This window comes from Stenotrophomonas sp. LM091, assembly GCF_001806305.1.
Taxonomy (GTDB): Bacteria; Pseudomonadota; Gammaproteobacteria; order Xanthomonadales; family Xanthomonadaceae; genus Stenotrophomonas; species Stenotrophomonas bentonitica_A.
This window is the reverse complement of record NZ_CP017483.1, coordinates 3508033-3526810: the sequence shown is the minus strand read 5'-3', so window position 1 is coordinate 3526810 and position 18778 is coordinate 3508033. Positions and strand designations below refer to the sequence as shown.

The 18778-nt window shown below is 67.7% G+C and carries 14 protein-coding genes; 5 read left to right on the top strand and 9 right to left on the bottom strand.

Going from position 1 to position 18778, the window contains the following annotated elements:
* Nucleotides 1-4: 4 nt before the first annotated feature.
* Nucleotides 5-448 carry a MarR family transcriptional regulator gene (locus tag BIZ42_RS15535; protein ID WP_019184373.1) on the bottom strand — a complete coding sequence of 148 codons (444 nt, stop codon included), beginning with the start codon at nucleotides 446-448 and terminating at the stop codon, nucleotides 5-7.
* 143 nt (nucleotides 449-591) lie between these two features.
* Here BIZ42_RS15535 and BIZ42_RS15530 point away from each other — a divergent pair, with 143 nt between their 5' ends.
* Nucleotides 592-1470, top strand: coding sequence for a helix-turn-helix transcriptional regulator (locus BIZ42_RS15530; RefSeq protein ID WP_070426954.1), 879 nt, complete (start codon nucleotides 592-594; stop codon nucleotides 1468-1470).
* Between the two features lie 58 nt (nucleotides 1471-1528).
* On the top strand, nucleotides 1529-3772 hold the full coding sequence (parC, locus tag BIZ42_RS15525) for a DNA topoisomerase IV subunit A (protein ID WP_070426953.1): 2244 nt from the start codon (nucleotides 1529-1531) through the stop codon (nucleotides 3770-3772).
* Between the two features lie 341 nt (nucleotides 3773-4113).
* Here parC and bfr read toward each other — a convergent pair whose 3' ends face one another.
* Complete coding sequence (gene bfr, locus BIZ42_RS15520) at nucleotides 4114-4602, bottom strand: bacterioferritin (RefSeq protein WP_019184377.1); 489 nt, start codon at nucleotides 4600-4602, stop codon at nucleotides 4114-4116.
* Nucleotides 4603-4755: 153 nt separating this feature from the next.
* Between bfr and BIZ42_RS15515 the strand changes: the two genes are divergently transcribed.
* On the top strand, nucleotides 4756-7104 hold the full coding sequence (locus tag BIZ42_RS15515; RefSeq protein ID WP_070426952.1) for a penicillin acylase family protein: 2349 nt from the start codon (nucleotides 4756-4758) through the stop codon (nucleotides 7102-7104).
* A gap of 30 nt (nucleotides 7105-7134) precedes the next feature.
* Here the strand turns inward: BIZ42_RS15515 and BIZ42_RS15510 are convergent, their stop codons facing one another.
* Nucleotides 7135-8514 carry a cation:proton antiporter gene (locus BIZ42_RS15510; protein WP_070426951.1) on the bottom strand — a complete coding sequence of 460 codons (1380 nt, stop codon included), beginning with the start codon at nucleotides 8512-8514 and terminating at the stop codon, nucleotides 7135-7137.
* Between the two features lie 88 nt (nucleotides 8515-8602).
* A complete protein-coding gene (gene asnB, locus BIZ42_RS15505; protein ID WP_019184380.1) occupies nucleotides 8603-10294 on the bottom strand; it encodes an asparagine synthase B in 1692 nt (563 codons plus the stop codon).
* A 368-nt stretch (nucleotides 10295-10662) separates the two neighbouring features.
* Between asnB and BIZ42_RS15500 the strand changes: the two genes are divergently transcribed.
* Both BIZ42_RS15500 and BIZ42_RS15495 read left to right on the top strand, forming a co-directional pair.
* On the top strand, nucleotides 10663-11541 hold the full coding sequence (locus tag BIZ42_RS15500) for a tetratricopeptide repeat protein (RefSeq protein ID WP_070426950.1): 879 nt from the start codon (nucleotides 10663-10665) through the stop codon (nucleotides 11539-11541).
* Nucleotides 11542-11776: 235 nt separating this feature from the next.
* Complete coding sequence (locus BIZ42_RS15495) at nucleotides 11777-12460, top strand: pentapeptide repeat-containing protein (protein WP_070426949.1); 684 nt, start codon at nucleotides 11777-11779, stop codon at nucleotides 12458-12460.
* A 200-nt stretch (nucleotides 12461-12660) separates the two neighbouring features.
* Here BIZ42_RS15495 and dapE read toward each other — a convergent pair whose 3' ends face one another.
* The 5 genes from dapE to BIZ42_RS15470 are packed head-to-tail and all read right to left on the bottom strand — an operon-like array spanning nucleotide 12661 to nucleotide 18778.
* Nucleotides 12661-13788, bottom strand: coding sequence for a succinyl-diaminopimelate desuccinylase (gene dapE, locus BIZ42_RS15490; protein WP_070426948.1), 1128 nt, complete (start codon nucleotides 13786-13788; stop codon nucleotides 12661-12663).
* Nucleotides 13785-14147: an arsenate reductase gene (locus BIZ42_RS15485; protein WP_019184384.1), complete on the bottom strand. Its 363-nt coding sequence runs from the start codon at nucleotides 14145-14147 to the stop codon at nucleotides 13785-13787. Before BIZ42_RS15485 ends, dapE begins: the two co-directional genes overlap by 4 nt.
* 43 nt (nucleotides 14148-14190) lie before the next feature.
* On the bottom strand, nucleotides 14191-15063 hold the full coding sequence (locus BIZ42_RS15480) for a hypothetical protein (RefSeq protein ID WP_070427565.1): 873 nt from the start codon (nucleotides 15061-15063) through the stop codon (nucleotides 14191-14193).
* Nucleotides 15060-16139, bottom strand: a complete 1080-nt coding sequence (gene dapD / locus BIZ42_RS15475) for a 2,3,4,5-tetrahydropyridine-2,6-dicarboxylate N-succinyltransferase (protein ID WP_070426947.1) — start codon at nucleotides 16137-16139, stop codon at nucleotides 15060-15062. Before dapD ends, BIZ42_RS15480 begins: the two co-directional genes overlap by 4 nt.
* A complete protein-coding gene (locus BIZ42_RS15470) occupies nucleotides 16139-18778 on the bottom strand; it encodes a [protein-PII] uridylyltransferase (protein WP_070426946.1) in 2640 nt (879 codons plus the stop codon). The genes dapD and BIZ42_RS15470 overlap by 1 nt, the downstream gene beginning before the upstream one ends.

Genomic DNA, 18778 nt, shown 5'->3' with positions numbered 1-18778 from the left:
GAAGTCATGGCGTTACCAGTGAGTCGCGTACACGGGTCATGAGGGAAAGCAGCTGTGCGCGTTCGTCCGAAGACAGGTCACGCATGGCGTCGTCGATGGTCTGGTCGCCCCGCTGTTTGAGGCGGGCCCACAACTGGCGACCCGGCTCGGTCAGCACGATCTGCAGTGCCCGCCGGTCCTGGGCATGCGGTTCGCGCCGCACGCAGTCCAGGGCTTCCAGCTTGTCCAGCAGGCGGGTGACCGCGCTGGGTACCTGGTCCAGGGCCTGGGCCAACTCGTTGGCGGTACACGGGGCACGCGCCGCGAGCACCTTCAGGCCGAGGTAGTGGGTGAAGCCAATGCCGAGGTTTTCCTCGGCCATCGACGTGTCTAGCTGACGGACCAGTCCATCGCGCACTTGGCGCAGCAGGAGTCCGAAGCTGGGGGGATGGGCATCAGGGCAGATCATGGGTGAGCATTCTCTTCCAAAAAATATATTTCTCAATAGAAATATTTAATTTGGAACCAAATGCTGTGTTGCAGCAATCAGAACAATGGGCAGGCGGCTACCTTAATGGCGGTTCGGACTGGCCGGGTATTACAATCTGGACAATGGATAACACTTTCAGGCCAGAGCGGGAGACGGCCGCCACCCAGATGATCCGCAACCAGGTGCTGGACTGGTTCGAGCGGGATGACGGGCTGGGGGTGCTCGGCTTCCGGATCGAAAGCGCCCGCGGGCTGGACCGGGAGATCGACTGGCACCAGCACCGGCGTGCGCAGCTGATCTGCGTGGAAGCCGGGCTGCTCACCGTCCGCACCCGGCATGGCACCTGGTCGCTGCCGCCCGGCTGCGCCGGCTGGATGCCGCCGGGCGAGCCGCACACGGTGGATATCTGCGGGCCCTTGCGCGGCTGGGGGGTGATCGTCAGCGCCGCGATGGCCCATGACCTGCCCGACGCGCCGTGCGTGGTGGCCATCTCCGATCTGCTGCAGGCGCTCGCGCTGCGCGTCACCGAATGGGTACCGGCGGCCGAGCCCAGCCTGCGCCAGCAGCACATGATCGAGGTGCTGCTGGACGAGATCCGCAATGCCCCGCGCCAGCGCATGCACCTGCCGATGCCGCAGGACCGCCGCCTGCTGCGCATCGCCTCGCAGCTGATCGCCAACCCGGCCGATGGCCGCAGCCTCGACCAATGGGCGCAGTGGGCCGGCCTCTCGCCGCGTACACTGACCCGGCACTTCCGCGATGAAACCACGCTCAGCTTCGCGCAGTGGCGTCAGCAGGCCAGGCTGGCCGAGGGCCTGCGTCGCCTGTCCGATGGCCGGAGCGTGTCCGATATCGCGCACGAACTGGGGTTCAGCAGCCCCAGCGCCTTCGTCACCGTGTTCCGCCGCCACTTCGGCAGCCCGCCCGGGCGCTATCTGGCACGCAGTGGACACCCCCTGAACCCATCACGCGGCTTGGCATCCCCGGCCGCATCCGGATAATCGTCCGCCTGCGAGGGCGACAGCCGTCGCCGTCCCTTGCCACAGGTAACAATCCCGCATGACCGATCTTGCCCGCCCCGCGTTCCACGGCTTTGAACAGCTGCCCCTGCGCGAGTACGCCGAACGGGCGTACCTGGACTATTCGATGTACGTGGTGCTCGACCGCGCATTGCCGTTCCTCGGCGACGGTCTCAAGCCGGTGCAGCGCCGCATCATCTATGCGATGAGCGAGCTGGGCCTGAATGCCGCCTCCAAGCCGAAGAAGTCCGCGCGTACCGTCGGTGACGTGATCGGTAAATACCATCCGCACGGCGACAGCGCGTGCTACGAGGCGCTGGTGCTGATGGCCCAGCCGTTCTCGTACCGCTACCCGCTGATCGAAGGCCAGGGCAACTTTGGTTCGACCGACGATCCCAAGTCGTTCGCGGCGATGCGCTATACCGAGTCCAAGCTGACCCCGATCGCCGAAGTGCTGCTGGGCGAGATCAACCAGGGCACCACCGACTGGACCCCGAACTTCGACGGCACGCTGGAAGAGCCGACCTGGATGCCGGCGCGCCTGCCGCACCTGCTGCTCAACGGCACCACCGGCATCGCCGTGGGCATGGCCACCGACGTGCCGCCGCACAACCTCAACGAGATCGTCAGCGCGCTGCTGCACCTGCTCGACGACCCGGATGCGACGGTCGCCGAGCTGTGCGAGCACGTGAAGGGCCCGGATTACCCGAGCTTCGCCGAGATCATCACCCCGATCGCCGATCTGCGCACCATGTACGAAACCGGCTACGGCAGCGTGCGCGCGCGTTCCACCTTCCTGAAGGAGAACGGCAACATCGTGGTCAACGCGCTGCCGTTCCAGGTGTCGCCTTCGAAGGTGATCGAGCAGATCGCCGCGCAGATGCGCGCCAAGAAGCTGCCGTGGCTGGAGGACATCCGCGATGAGTCCGACCACGCCAACCCGGTGCGCGTGGTGCTGGTGCCGCGCTCCAACCGCGTGGACGCCGAACAGCTGATGGGCCACCTGTTCGCCACCACCGACCTGGAGCGCAGCTACCGGGTCAACCTCAACGTGATCGGCCTGGATGGCCGCCCGCAGGTCAAGAACCTCAAGACCCTGCTCAGTGAGTGGCTGCAGTTCCGTGGCACCACCGTGACCCGCCGCCTCAACCACCGCCTGCAGAAGGTCGAGCGCCGCCTGCACATGTTGGAAGGCCTGCTGGTGGCCTTCCTCAACCTAGATGAAGTGATCCACATCATCCGCACCGAGGATGAGCCCAAGCCGGCGCTGATCGCACGCTTCGGGCTGAGCGAGGAGCAGACCGAGTACATCCTGGAGACCAAGCTGAAGCAGCTGGCGCGCCTGGAAGAGATGAAGATCCGTGGCGAGCAGGAGGAGCTGGCCAAGGAACGCGACAAGATCCTGGCCATCCTGGACAGCAAGGCCAAGCTGAAGAAGCTGATCCGCGATGAGCTGGTGGCGGACGCGAAGAAGTTCGGCGATGACCGTCGCTCGCCGCTGGTGCAGCGTGGCGCAGCGCAGGCCATCGACGAAACCGAGCTGGTGCCGAGCGAGCCGATGACGGTGGTGCTGTCGGAGAAGGGCTGGATCCGTGCGGCCAAGGGCCACGACATGGACCCATCGACCCTGTCCTACCGCGATGGCGATGCGCTGCTGGGCTCGGTGCGGGCCCGCAGCACGCAGCAGGTGGCGTTCCTGGACAGCGAGGGCCGCGCGTATTCGACCCTGATCCACACCCTGCCCTCGGCACGCGGCAATGGCGAGCCGCTGACCGGTCGCTTCTCGCCGGCCCCGGGCAGCGCCTTCATGACCCTGGCCAGTGGCGAGAACAACACCCGCTTCGTGCTGGCTTCCACGCACGGCTATGGCTTCGTGACCCGCTTCGAGAACCTCACCGGCCGCAACAAGGCCGGCAAGGCGATGCTCAACCTGACCTCCGGCTCCAAGGTGCTGACCCCGGCCGTGGTCGCCAACCCGGAAACCGACCGCATCGTAGCGGTGACCAGCTCGGGCAACCTGCTGGCCATCGCCGCCAGCGACCTGCCGGAACTGGACAAGGGCAAGGGCAACAAGATCATCGACATCCCCAAGGCCAAGCTCGCCACCGAGCGCGTGGTCGCGGTGGTCTCGGTGGCGCCGGGCAACACGCTGCTGGTCCGCAGCGGCCAGCGCACGATGAACCTGTCGTTCAAGGATCTGGACACCTACCTGGGCACCCGCGCCACCCGTGGCCATCTGCTGCCGCGTGGCTGGCAGAAGGTGGAAGGGCTGGCGGTGGAGTAAGGTTCCAGCGTCGACGTGAATCGGAACGGCCGGGGAAACCCGGCCGTTTTTTTGCCCACAGAAAAGGCCGGGTTTCCCCGGCCTTTCTGCTTGGTGCAACGTCGGCTGGCTGGCGGATGCTGGCTGGCGGACGAGGGCTTCTGCAGCGTGCTGGCGAAAGCTGGCTGGCGAGCAGAACCCGATGACGGGTCGGTGGATCGTCACGCGTCCAGGACACCGTCTGGAGAAACAGCCCCCTTGGAGTCCAAGGGGGCGCGCCGACAGGCGCGGGGATGTGGAAGGTGATACGCCGGGGCCCGCGATGTGCGCGGCACATCGTGGGGCTGATGCGCGTATGCGCGTCAGTGTGCGGCCGTGCCCTTCGCATCCATCTTGCTGGTCTGGTACAGCGCCAGCCCGATGCGCTTGATCAGGCCCAGCTGCTGCTCCAGCCACCAGGCATGGTCTTCTTCGGTGTCCTTCAACTGCACCAGCAGCATGTCGCGGCTGACATAGTCCTGGTGCTGTTCGCACAGCTTCATGCCGGCGGCCAGGTTGTCGCGGACGCTGTATTCGGTATCCAGGTCCTTCTGCAGCATCTCTTCCACGGTCACGCCGGGCTCGAACACATGCGGGCGCATGTCCGGATCGCCGCCGAGGAAGAGGATGCGACGCAGCAGCGCATCGGCGTGCTGGGTCTCTTCTTCCATCTCGTGGTTGAGGCGCTCATAGAGCGCGAACAGGCCCTGGTCTTCGTAGCGGCGCGAGTGGATGAAGTACTGGTCGCGCGCGGCCAGCTCGCCGCGCAGCAGTTCCTTCAAGCAGGCGATGACGTCCGGGTTGCCTTTCATGGGGGTGCTCCTGATGAATCAATGCGCGCATGGTGCCCTATCTGAAAATCCGGTGGTCTAATCGGAATCACTTGCAGTTGCGCTTCGGTAGCCGTGCACAGGACGTTCACGCCTCCCCTACAATCAAGCCCTACCTACACGGGGATGCGCAGGATGCGGCACTGGCTGAAGCGGTTGCTCTGGGGCGTGCTGATCCTGGCCCTGGCGGCGGTGTGCGCGGTGTGGTGGCTGCTGCGCGGCAGTCTCCCCGCCCTGGGCGGCGAGCAGGCCATGGCCGGGCTGCAGGCGCCGGTGAGCATCACCCGGGATGCCTTGGGCGTGGTCACCATCGACGCGGCAAGCCAGGCCGACGCGATGCGGGCGCTGGGTCTGGTGCATGCGCAGGAGCGCTATTTCGAGATGGACCTGATGCGCCGTACCGCCGCTGGCGAGCTGGCCGAGCTGTTCGGCCCGGCGGCGATCGAGATGGACAAGCGCATGCGTGTGCACCGGCTGCGGGCGCGCACCAGGGCCCACCTGGAGGTTGCCACGGGCAGCAGTGCCGGCGCCCTGCAGGCCTATGTGGAGGGTATCAACCAGGGCGTCGCCGAGCTTCGGGTACGTCCTTGGCCGTATCTGCTGCTGCGCCAGGCGCCGGCACCGTGGCGTGCCGAAGACAGCGTGCTGACCGGGCTGGCGATGTATGCCGACCTGCAGGACCCCACCAATCAGAACGAACTGGCGATGGCGCGGATCCGTGCGGTGGTGCCACCGGCGCTGTATGCCCTGCTCAGCCACGATGGCAGCGAATGGGATGCGCCGCTGTTTGGCGAAGCGCGCGGCAACGCCCGGTTACCGGAGGCCGCCGCTCTCGATCTCCGGCGGGCCGATCCGGCGCGGACCACCGGTGCCGTCACGGCAGGTCATCTGGATCCCGACGTGCTGGGCAGCAACAACTTCGCCGTGGCCGGTGCACTGACCGCGGACGGTCGCGCTATCGTCGCCGATGATATGCACCTGGGACTGCGCGCGCCCAATCTCTGGTTCCGGGTACGGCTGCGCTATCCCGATGCACAGGCTCCCGACGGCCGCGTCGATGTCAGTGGCTTCTCGCTGCCCGGCCTGCCGGCCATCGTGGTGGGCAGCAACGGGCACGTGGCCTGGGGCTTCACCAACAGTTACATCGACACGGCCGATTTCCGCAGCGTACCCGCCAATGCGGCGGGCATCACCACGCATGAGGAGCGTATCCGCGTCGCCGGCCAGGCACCGGTGACGTTGCGCGTGCGCGAGACCGCCTGGGGGCCGGTGCTGCACACGCGGCAGGACGGCAGTGGCGAGGCACTGCGCTGGACGGCACAACTCCCCGGTGCGGTGCGCCTGGACTTCGCCGAGATGGCGCGCGCGGCGACGCTTGACGAGGCGTTCGAGGTGGCCGACCGCAGCGGCATTCCCGCGCAGAACCTGGTGCTCGCCGACCGCAGCGGTCGCATCGCTTGGCGCTTGATCGGCACACGCCCTGACCGCGCTGCGGACTGCCCGCCGAACGGCAACACCACCACCGCGCCTGCACGCTGTGCGCCGTGGCCAATCCGCAGCGATGGCGCGCCCGCATTGATCGATCCCCCCACGCATCGGCTGTGGACCGCCAACGGCCGCGTGCTCGATGGGGACGCCCTGGCCATTGCCGGGAACGGTGGCTACGACCTGGGCGCACGCGGTCGGCAGATCCGCGATGGCCTGCTGGCGAAAGAGCGCTTCACCGAGGCAGACCTGCTGGCGATCCAGCTCGACGATCGCGCCCTGTTGCTCACGCGCTGGTGGCGTCTGCTGCGCGAGGTCGTCACCGCCAGCGACGACCCTGCCCTCCAGCGGCTTGAGGTGGCGACCCGGCGATGGGACGGCCATGCGTCCGTGGATTCGGTCAGCTACCGGATTACCCGGGGTTTCCGCGGCATGCTGATCGACCGTGTTGGCGAAGGCCTGCTCGCCCCGGCGAAAGCACAGCTCGGGGAGGACTATCTGGAGCCACGACTGGGGCAGTTCGAGGGCGTGTTGTGGCCGCTGGTGAGCGAACGTCCCGCGCATCTGCTGCCGCCCCCCTATTCCAGTTGGGATGCACTGCTGGTCGATACCGCCAAGGCGCTGGAAGCAGACCTGGGCAGTCAAGGCCCGCTGGACGCGCGTACCTGGGGCGAACGCAATACCGCCGCGATCTGTCACCCGGTCAGTCGCGCCCTGCCCGCCTTTGCCCGGTCGTGGCTGTGCATGCCGGCCGACCGCCTGCCCGGCGACCGCGACATGCCCCGCGTGCAGGGCCCCGCGTTTGGCGCCTCGCAGCGCATGGTGGTGTCACCCGGGCACGAGGCCGAGGGATGGATCCACATGCCCGGTGGGCAGAGCGGTCACCCGCTGTCACCGTTCTGGGGCGCGGGACACGAGGACTGGGTCAACGGCAGGCCGACGCCGTTCCTCCCCGGCACGACGGTGCATACCCTCAGGCTGGTGCCGGCGCAGGAGTGACACGCGAGATGGCACCGCATGCCGCCCGCCTCAGCGCCGGCAACGCTCGATCAGGTTCAACAACGGCCCGGTCATGGCGGTGGTCACCAGCGCCATGATCACCAGCACGGCGAACAGGCGGTCGCCCAGGAAGCCCAGTTCGTAGCCCAGGTTGAGCACGATCAGCTCCATCAGGCCACGGGTGTTCATCAGCGCCCCCAGTCTCCACGCGTCATGGTTGTCCATGCCGGCACTGCGCGCTGCGCTCCAGGTGCCGATCAGCTTGCCCAGCGTGGCGACCACGATCACGATCAGGCACAGCAGCAGGTCGCTGGCCTGCAGGGCGTCGGCGCGCATGCGCAGGCCGGTCATGGCGAAGAACAACGGCAGCAGCAGCGTGACGGCGAATGGCTCCACGCGCTCGGCCACGGTGTGCCGCAGCGTCGCGTTGCCGGACACCGCGACGCCGGCCGCGAACGCGCCGAACAGCGCATGGATGCCCAGCATCTCGGTGACCAGCGCGCAGCCCAGCGCCATCAGCAACATGATCAGCAGCCAGCGTCCTTCCTGGCCCGGTGCGATCACCAGGCGCGAGAACCACGGCCGCACCACCCCCAGCATCAGTGCGACGAAGGCGACCACGCAGACCAGGTTGATCGTGGCCGGCACCCAGCCCTGCGACTGCGCGGCGGCCACGATCAGCGCCAGCAGGCACCATGCGGTGGCATCACCGAGCGCGGCGCAGGCGATGGCGGTCTGGCCCAGCGGTGTGCCGGTCATGCCGCGGTCGGCAAGGATGCGCAGCAGCACCGGGAAGGCCGTGATGCTCAATGAAATACCGACGAACAGCGCGAAACCGGTGAAGCCCACGCCGGGCGGTGCGTGCGCGCCATACAGCCAGATCGCCAGCAGCACGCCGAGCACGAAGGGCACGGCGATGCCGGCGTGGCTGACCACGAACGCGAAACGACGCCGCCCTCGCAATCCGCCCAGATCCAGTTCCGCCCCCGCCACCAGCAGGAACATCAGCACGCCAAGCTGGCTGAGCAGGCCGAGCGAGCCGAGGGAGGCGGCCGGGAACAACACGCCATGCACCTGGGGCAGCACGGCTCCAAGCACCAGCGGCCCCATCATCAGACCGGCCGCCATTTCCCCGATCACCCCGGGTTGACCCAGCCGGCGGAACAGCCACCCCGCACCCTTGGCCACCAGCAGCAGGACCAGCAGCTGCAGCAGGAACAGACCGAGCGGCGCATGCAGGTGCGCGGCCCAGTCGGCGCCCAGCGACGCCTCGGCACGGGCCACCCGTGCCGAGACGGCCGGACCGGCAAACCGTGCCAGGCCCAGGCCGATCAACAGGGGCAGCGCCACCCAGCCCAGATAACGCCAGGCCAGCCCGCTGCGGCGCATGCCGGTGGTGTCAGAGTCCATGATCGATCCCCATCGATTGAAGGGACGATTCTACGGGCTGCACGCGCTGCCACACCACCGCGATCGACGCCGCGGCGTGGCACCTCGATCAGGCCAGCGCCTGCTCGTGCACGCCGGCGATGGCGCGTCCGGAGGGATCGGCCATCGCCGCGAAGCTGGCATCCCAGGCAATGGCCGCCGGCGAGGAGCATGCGATCGACTTGCCACCCGGCACCGTTTCCGCCGCCGCCTGGGTCGGGAAGTACTGCTCGAACACGTGGCGGTAGAAGTAGGCTTCCTTGGTCTGCGGCGGGTTGTGCACGAAGCGCTTGTCCGCCGCGGCCATCACCCGGTCACTGACCTGGGCTTCGGCATGCGCCTTGAGTCCGTCGATCCAGCCGTAGCCGACACCATCGCTGAACTGTTCCTTCTGGCGCCACAGGATCGAGTCCGGCAGGTAACCTTCGAAGGCCTCGCGCAGCACCGCCTTCTCGATCCGGCGTGCACCGGCGGGGCCCTGCCCGACCATCTTGTGCCTGGCATCGATGCGCATGGCCACATCGAGGAACTCGCGGTCCAGGAACGGCACGCGCGGCTCCACGCCCCAGGCCATCATCGACTTGTTGGCGCGCAGGCAGTCGTAGTTGTTGAGCGCATCCAGCTTGCGCACCAGTTCTTCATGGAACTCACGCGCGTTGGGGGCTTTGTGGAAGTACAGATAGCCACCGAAGATCTCGTCGCTGCCCTCGCCGGACAGCACCATCTTCACTCCCATCGCCTTGATCCGCCGCGCCAGCAGGAACATCGGGGTGGAGGCGCGGATCGTGGTGACGTCATAGGTTTCCACGTGGCGGATCACTTCCGGCAGTGCGTCCAGGCCTTCTTCGAAGGTGTACTCGAAGCCGTGATGCACGGTGCCCAGTGCTTCGGCCGCGATCGCCGCGGCGGCCAGGTCGGGTGAGCCCTTCAGGCCGATCGCGAAGGAATGCAGGCGCGGCCACCACGCTTCGCTCTGGTCGCCATCCTCAACGCGGTGGCGGGCATAGCGTGCGGCCACCGCGGCCACCAGCGACGAATCCAGGCCGCCGGAGAGCAGCACGCCATAGGGCACATCGGTCATCAGCTGGCGGTGTACCGCGCGCTCGAAGGCCTCGCGCAGCTCGACCCGGTCGGCCTCGACGCCTTCGACCGCGTCGTAGTCGCGCCACGGGCGCTCGTAGTAACGGGTCAGGGTGTCGGTGGCGCTGTCGTACCAGTGGCCCGGCGGGAACTGCGCCGCATCGGCGCAGATGTCCACCAGCGACTTCAGTTCGGAGGCCACCACCAGCCGGCCATCCTTGTCGTGGCCCCAGTACAGCGGCACCACGCCGATCGGATCACGGGCGATCAGCACGCGCTGTGCGGCCCGGTCCCACAAGGCGAAGGCGAAGATGCCGTTGAGGCGGTTCAGGAACGAGGCCGGGCTGTCTTCGCGGTACAGGGCGTTGATCACCTCGCAGTCCGAGCCGGTCTGGAACGCATAGGGCTGGGCCAGCTCGGCCTTCAGTTCGCGGTGGTTGTAGATCTCGCCGTTGACCGCCAGCGCCAGGCCGCCGTCTTCAGAGAGCAGCGGCTGCGAACCGCCAGCCGGGTCCACGATGGCCAGGCGCTCGTGGACCAGGATGGCGCCGTCATCGACGTACACCCCGCTCCAGTCCGGGCCGCGATGGCGCTGGCGCTGCGAGAGGTCCAGCGCATGGCGGCGCAATGCGGTGAGGTCGTCGCCGGCCTGCAGGCCGAAAATACCGAAGATCGAACACATGGGAACAGCTCCTGATGATGGGGGAATACACGTATTGCAGGCATTCGACCGGCCACCCAGGCCCGGAAGGGGTAAACCCGGGCCACAAAAAAACCCGCATCGGTCGATGCGGGTTTTCTGGGGTCCGGGCGTGTTGCTTGTACTAGCCCTGGTCGCAGTCCCGCATCGGCCGCGCACGATTATTCGCGCGCAGATTATTGCGGTTGGTATTGCTGACAGCGGTGGCCGGGAACGAGGACATGGACCGACCGTAACCGGGTTTTGACGGCGGCGCAACTGTTGCGATGGCAACCAAACCGGCCGCCGCGGACAACCCGGCGCTTCGGGGCCGCGCGATAATCACGGTCCTTCTGCACCATCCGGCTGGCATGATCCCTCGCATTGGACGCATCGCTACACGCCTGGGCGGCATCGCCCTGGCCCTTTCCCTGATTGCCTGCAGCAGCACTCCTGCACGGACGCCTGCCAGCATCGTGCAGTCGGTCGAGGCCAAGGCGGCCGATGGCAGCTTCGACAGTGCCTGGGAGGCAGCCAGGACCTTTGAAACCTTCAACGACCCGCGTGCCGTGGGCTGGTACGAGCGTGCGGCAGCCGTCACCCCGTGGACCTTCCACAACCCGCAGGCCGAAGAGGCCCTGGGCAGGATCTGGACCCACGGTGAGCTGCTGCATGGCACCGGCCCGAACATCCGCCAGGGCACTGCCCTGCGCGCCTCACCGCGCAAGGCAGAGCGCTGGTATCGCGCCGCTGCGGAGCACGGCAATCCGATGGCGATGCTGATGCTGGCCAAGTTCCATCGCGACCGCGGTGACGCGGCCAGCGCGCTGCGCTGGGACCTGCGCGCAACGATCTACCATCACATGCCGTCCGAATCCTCGCGACTGCCACAGGCGATCGCAGCGCAGCCGGATGGCACCGTGCATCCGCTGGTCGCCGAGATCCAGCGACGTGCGCAGCGCGGCGAAGCCGACGCCCAGGTGGATCTGGGCGCCATGTACGAACTCGGCATGGGCCTGCCGCGCGATGGCGTGGAAGCGCTGCGCTGGTACCGGCTGGCCGCCGACCAGGGCAATGTGTACGGGCAGTATTTCAGCGGCCTGCTGCTGGGCCGTGGCCGCGCCGGCGTAACGCGCGATCTGGACGCAGCCGCCGGCTGGTTCGCGAAGGCGTCTGCGCAGAAGTTCTACCTGGCCGGGGAGACGTATTGGCGCGACCGGATCAAAGCCCCGTTCTGGACCTTCGACTGACAGGATAACCACCCGGTAGAGCCGACCGTTGGTCGGCTGCACGTATCCCCCCAACCGGGTAGAGCCGACCGTTGGTCGGCTGCACGTGTCGCCCCACGTGTCGGCGCCAACGGCAGCCGACCAACGGTCGGCTCTACGTCGGAGGGGACCACGTATGCGCGCCGGTGACGCTGTACACACTCCGCCGCTGCCTTCAAGACTGCCGCCTGCGCCCCCCATCCTCCAGAATGACCGCATGAACTCCGCCACCTTCCGCGATGAAATCCTCACCCGCGAGCGCATGCAGGCCATCATTGCCGCGCATCCGCGCGCGGCCGCCTTCGAGAACTGCACGTTCGATCACGGCGACTTCTCGCGGCTGGACATGGATGGGTTCCAGTTCCACCAGTGCTCGGTCACCGGTGCCTCCTGGCTGGCCGCCTCGCTGGAAGAAACCCAGTGGACGAAGTGCCGCGGCAGCCAGTGCGATTTCAGCTCGGCGCTGCTCAGCGACGCACGCTTCTCGCACTGCGATCTCAACAACAGTCATTGGCGACGCGCGACGCTGTCCTCGGTGCGGTTCCAGGACTGCAAGCTGACCGGCGCGCATCTGCAGGAAGTGACCGGCTGGGCGCTGGAGTTCCGCGAGTGCCTGCTGGTCAGCGCTGACCTGCGCGGGATGTCATTCCGCAAGGCGCAGTTGGAGGGCATGGATTTTTCCGAGGCCGAGCTGTCCGGCTGCGATTTCCGCGATGCGGTGTTCAACGGCGGCAGCCTGCGCAATGCACAGACGCGGTTGACGCGCTTCGAAGGTGCCGACCTGCGTGGCACCGACATCAGCGGGCTCAACGTGATGGACGCCAAGCTGTTCAAGAAGGCGGTGATTTCGCAGCGCCAGGCGGCGGCCGCGTTGGCGTCGTTCGGGTTGATCGTGGCGTAAGGGCGAACCGACCAACGATCGGTTCCTACATGGCGCGGTCGTTCGTCAGTGACGCGGTAGGGGCCGGCTGATGGTCGGCGCAGCACGTACACCCGGTAGTGCCGGCCGCTGGCCGGCTCTCCTTCACGTCTGACATTCGCGAGAGCCGGCCAGCGGCCGGCACTACCGTGATGGTCCGACAGCAGCGCTGCCCCAGGGACTCAGGCCAACAGGCGCTCGATCAAGCGCTGGTACAACGCCGGCAGCGCCTCCAGATCCGCGACGCGCACGTTCTCGTCGACCTGGTGGATGCTCGCATTGACCGGCCCCACTTCGATGCACTGCGCACCCAGTGGCGCGATGAAGCGCGCATCGGAGGTGCCACCGCCGGTGCTCTCTTCCGGCGGCGCCCCGGCAAACTCGCCGAGCACGTCACGCGCGACGCGGCGCAGCGTGCCTTCCGGGGTGTAGAACGGTTCGCCACTGCGATGCCACTTGAGCGTGTACTCGAGCGCATGGCGGTCCAGCAGCGCGGCGATCTCCTGCTCCAGCGCCGGCGCATTCCAGTGCGGGTTGTAGCGCAGGTTGAACAGCACCTGCAGCTCGCCGGGAATCACGTTGTTGGCACCGGTCCCGGCATGGATGTTGGAGACCTGCAGACTGGTCGGCGGGAAGCTCTCGAAACCGTCATCCCAGTGCCGTGCGGTCAGTTCGGCGAGCGCGGCGGCGGCAAGATGGATCGGATTGCGCGCCTTGTCGGGATACGCGACATGGCCCTGCACGCCCTTCACCGTCAGCGTTGCCGAGAGGCTGCCGCGCCGACCGACGCGCAACAGATCGCCGAGCACGGCCGTGGAGGAGGGCTCACCGGTGATGCACCAGTCGATGGTCTGGCCACGCTCGCGGAAAACATCGGCGACGCGACGCACACCGTCGATGGCATCGCCTTCCTCGTCACTGGTCAGCAGCACGGCCAAGGTGCCGGAATGGTCCGGATGGGCGGCGACGAACTGCTCGGCGGCCACCACGAAGGCGGCCACACTGCCTTTCATATCGGCCGCGCCACGTCCGTACAGCACGCCATCACGGATCTGCGGATCGAACGGATCGCTGGTCCAGGCCGAGACCGGGCCGGTCGGCACCACATCGGTATGCCCGAGCAGCACCAGCACCGGCGCGCCCTGCCCGTGTGTGGCCCACAGGTTGTCGACCTCGCCCAGGCGCAGGTGTTCGCAGTGGAAGCCCGCTCGCTCGAGACGGCCAGCCAGCAGTGCCTGGCAGCCGGCATCCTCGGGGGTGACCGACGCGCGCGCGATCAGGTCGCAGGTCAAGGCAACGACGTCGTTCACGCGCCCACTCCGAACCGCTGCTTGAAGCCGTTGTCCGAGAAACCCTGGGTCATCACGCCATCGGCGCTAACCACCACCGGGCGCTTGATCAGCTGCGGGTACTCGCGCAGCAGCAGCTTCCATTCGGCCTCGGAGTCCGCCGCTTTGCGGTTCTCCGGCAGTTGCCGCCACGTGGTGGAGGATCTATTGATCAGCGCAGGAAAGCCACCGGCCTGACCGGCCCAGTCGATCAGGGTCTCCGGCGTCGGCGGGTGGTCGCGGTAGTCGACGAAGGTGTACGGCACCTGGAATCGGTCCAGCCACTTGGTGGCCTTCTTGCAGGTGTCGCAGTTCTTCAATCCGTACAGAATGGTGGTCATGGCGCGGCGTGCAGCATCGATCAGGAAGGACGTCGTGAGGATGTCACAACAGGCGTTCGGACACGACCCGGAACGGTACCTGCGGCACCCGGAAACAGAACGCCTCGGCCAGATCGACGCCCATGGCGGCAAGGTGCGGGCAGGACACCGGGCCCTCCAGTTGCAGGGGCTGCACGTCCGAAAGGGCAATCGGCAGATCGATATGGGTCAGGGCCAGCCGACCATCCGCGGCGACCGCGAACGCGGCCTCCTGGCAGACCAGGAACGCCATGGCCTGCGCTGCATCGGTGAACGCCCCGGCCGCCCACGCCGCCACCAAGGCCGTTGCCGGGCGCACCTGCGCCTGTAGTGCGGGCGCGCTGCCCTGCCCCGGCTCGATCACGGTGTGCCCGCCATCGGCATCCACGGCATGCTCGAAACGCCCGGCCAGATGCGGTTGCATGGCGTCGCTCCACAGGCGTGCACCGGCCGCGTGCATCACGCTGTCGATCACATTGCGATCAAAGACGACAAGCGGCGTGGTTGACATGCCGGTCGCGTGATCCGGCACCACATACCAGCGCCAGTTGCTCTGCAGAGGGGAAGGGAAAATGCGACGCAACGGCCCCGCCAGCGCCGGACCGAAATGGCCGTGACGGTAGGTCAGGATCGTATAGGGCGTACGCCCGTCATGCACGAACAGGCGATGGCCCGGCGGGGGCGGCGGTGCATGACGCACGTCCACCCACCAGCTCAGGTACACCACCTCACGCACATCACTGATCAAGGCCGGTACCGGCAGCACGCGGGTCAGCGCGCGCCGGGCGGCGGTCAGGTGCGAGCAGCCGAGCAGGCCCTGCAGCGCGCGTCCCGGCCACCCCGCGAACGGGTGCCGGTAGCGCGCCGCCTGCGCCAGCGCGGGCTGCGGCGTGCTCAGTCGGCCAGGCCGCGCAGCAGCTCGTTGACGCTGGTCTTGCTGCGGGTCTTGGCATCGACCTGCTTGACGATCACCGCGCAGTACAGCGAGTGCGAGCCGTCCTTGGACGGCAGCTGGCCGGACACCACCACGCTGTACGGCGGCACCGAGCCGTAGCTGATTTCGCCGGTGGCGCGGTTGTAGACGCGGGTGCTCTGGCCGAGGAACACGCCCATGCCGATCACGCTGTGGTGGCCGACCACGAAGCCTTCCACCACTTCCGAACGCGCACCGATGAAGCAATGGTCTTCGATGATGGTCGGGCTGGCCTGCAGCGGCTCGAGCACGCCGCCGATGCCGGCGCCGCCGGACAGATGGCAGTGCTTGCCGATCTGCGCGCACGAACCCACCGTGGCCCAGGTGTCGACCATGGTGCCCTCGCCCACGTAGGCGCCGATGTTGGTGAAGCTCGGCATCAGCACCACGTCCTTGCCGAAGTAGCTGCCGCGGCGCGCGATCGCGCCGGGCACCACGCGCACGCCGGCGCGGCGGAATTTGGCTTCATCGAAGCCGGCAAAGCGCGATTCGACCTTGTCCCAGAACGGCGCCGGACGCGCGTCGACCACGGCCATGTCGTTGACGCGGAAGTACAGCAGCACCGCCTTCTTCAACCATTCGTTGACCTTCCAGCCACCGTGGCCATCGGGCTCGGCGACGCGGAATTCGCCGGTTTCCAGGCCGTCGATGACGCGGCCGACCAGCGGCTTGGTGGAGCCTTCGATCTCGTGCAGGGTCAGCGTCGCGCGGCGCTCGAAGGCGCTTTCGATGCCGAACTTGAGTTCTTCCACGCCCGGCGTGGCCGGCTTGCGCAGCGACTTGCGCGCAATGGTGGCATCACGGCTGGCGCTGCGCTTGGCCGCGCTCTCGGCCGAAGTGGCGGCGACCTTGCGTGCCGGCGCCTTTTTCGCGGCGGCCTTCTTGACTGCCGGCGCCGCCTTCTTTGCCGCGGCGGTGGTCTTCTTCACCGCGGGTGCGGCAGCAGGGGGCTTGGCCGCCGGGGTCTTCGCGGCGGTCTTCTTGGCAGGCTTGGTGGCCATCAGTGGGGGTCTCCGGCTTTTCGATCAGGGTCCAGGCAGGCGAGCATGGCGTCTTGCAGCTGCTGTCTGGCGGATTCGGTGAGGGCGTGATCATGCTCATCGCTGATCACGAACATGTCTTCGGCGCGTTCGCCGAAGGTGGCGATGCGCGCATCATGCACGCGCAGCCGCTGGTTGCGCAGCACGAACGCCACGTCGGCCAGCAGGCCGGGGCGGTCGGGCGCGACCAGGCTGAAACGGGTGCTGGTCGTCTCGCCATCGGTGACATCGCGGAACTCGATGCGCGGGGCGAAACGGAAGTGCCGCAGCTGGCGCGGAATGACCCGCCGCGACGGACGCAGCCGGGTCAGGTCGCCGGACAGCGCTTCACGCAGGCCGGCCTCCAGGCGCAGCGCGTCGCCATCGGCGAAGCTGTCGGCCGGGGTCACTTCGAACGTATCGAAGATGGTGTCCACCGGACCGTCCAGCACACGCGCGCGGTGGATGCCGTAGCCCTTGCGGTCCAGCGTCATCACGATCGCGGCAAACAGGCCATCGCGATCCGGCGAGTGTACGAACACCTCCAGCGCGTGGTCGTCCGGGGTGATCCGGCGCACCTTGACCAGGGTCTGGCCCTGCTTGACCGGCACCAGCGCGGCGGCCTGCCAGGCAAGCTGCTCGGGCCGCAGCCGGATGAAGCTCTCATCGGGCATCACGGTGAACTGACGCTCGATCGTCGCGTCGTCGTAGCCGCGCTCGCGCACCAGCTGGCGCACCGATTCGCGCGCTTCGGCAACACGCTCGGCGGCCGGCATCTGGTTCTCCAGCCCGTCGCGCAGCGCGCGCCGCGCCGCGAAATACAGGTCGGCCAGCAAGCGGTCTTTCCAAGCATTCCACAGCTTGGGGCTGGTCCCGGCAATGTCGGCGCAGGTCAGCAGATACAGGTAATCGAGCCGGTCGCGGCTGGCCACCAGGGTGGCGAAGCGGTGGATCACGTCCGGATCGGAGATGTCCTGCTTCTGCGCGGTGACCGACATGCGCAGGTGCTGCTCGACCAGCCAGGCCACCAGCTCCGTATCGGAACTGCTCAGCGCCAGCGCCTGGCAGAATTCGCGCGCATCCACCGCACCGAGTTCGGAGTGATCGCCGCCGCGGCCCTTGGCGATGTCATGGAACAGGCCGGCCAGCAGCAGCAGCTCCGGTTTGCGCAGGCGCGGCCAGACTTCATGCGCGATCGAGAAACGCTCGTCGGCGCGGCTGCTGGCGAACAGGCCGATGTTCCGCAGCACCATCAGGGTGTGCTGGTCCACGGTGTAGACGTGGAACAGATCGAACTGCATGCGCCCGGAGACCTGCGCGAAGGCGGGGATCCACTGGCCGAGCACGCCAAGGCGCGCCATCCGCGCCAGCGTGTCGACCGCGCGCGGGCTGCGCAGCAGGGCCAGGAACTGCTCGCGTGCGGCCGGACTGGCGTCGGTATACGCGGCCAGGTCCGGCAGCGCTTCGGCCAGCGCGCGGGCGGTCAGCGAGTGCAGGCCGCGCACATCCGGGTTGTAGGCCCAGCTGGAGAACAGCGCGAACACCTGTTCGATGTCGCCCTCGGGCCAAGCCGGATCGTTGGCCGCCAGGTAGCCACGGCGCAGCGAGAACCCCACGCTGACCGGCTCGGGCACCGCCTCGCCATCGAACTGTTCCTCGAAGCGCTGCAGCAGGCGGTCGCTGATCCGCCGCACCACGGTGGCGCTGCGGTAGAAGCCCTGCATCATTTTTTCCACGGCCAGGCTTTCGATGTCGTCTTCGAAACCCAGGCGGGCGGCCAGTGTCTTCTGGTAATCGAAACGCAGGCGCTCTTCGGGCCGGTTGGCGACCAGATGCAGACCGAAGCGCAGCCGGGCCAGGGCGCAGCGTTCGCGCTTGAGCGCGGCCGCTTCATCCGGGCCGAGGTGGCCCAGGCCGACCAGTGCTTCCAGGTCGCGCACGCCGAAGGCACGCAACGCCATCCAGCCCAGGGTATTGAGATCGCGCAGGCCGCCGGGGCCGTCCTTGATGTCCGGTTCCAGGTTGTCGGCGGTATCACCAAAGCGCTGATGGCGGGCGAGCAGCTCTTCACGCTTGGCGAGGAAAAACTCGCGCGGCGGCCACAGGCCGTCCACGTTCACCGCGGCCTTCAAGGCCGCGCGCGCGCTGTCGTCGGCAACCACCGGGCGCGATTCGATCAGTGCGGTCAGCACGGTCTGGTCGGCGCTGGCCTGGGTGCACTCGGCCGGCGAACGCACCGCGTGACTCACGGGCAGGCCGCAATCCCACAGCAGCGCGAAAAAGCGCGCCAGCCCGGATTCGTGCCGCCGCTGCTGTTCCGGCGTACCCAGCACCAACACGTCGATATCCGAGCGCGGGAACAACTCACCGCGCCCATACCCACCGACGGCAAACAAGGCCAGTCCAGACCCGGCCGGCAGGCAGCGATGCCACGCCAACCGGATCAGGTGGTCGGCCGCGCGGGCGCGCAACGCGAGCAGGCGCTCGATGTTGTCGCCCTGGTCGAAACGGCGGTACAGCCGTGCGTCGGTCTGTTGCAGCGACTGGCGCGCCAGCGCCGCCCAGTCCGGGTCGGCGACGGATTCGGCCGGCGCGTCCAGCATCGGGCTCGCCGGCAGCAT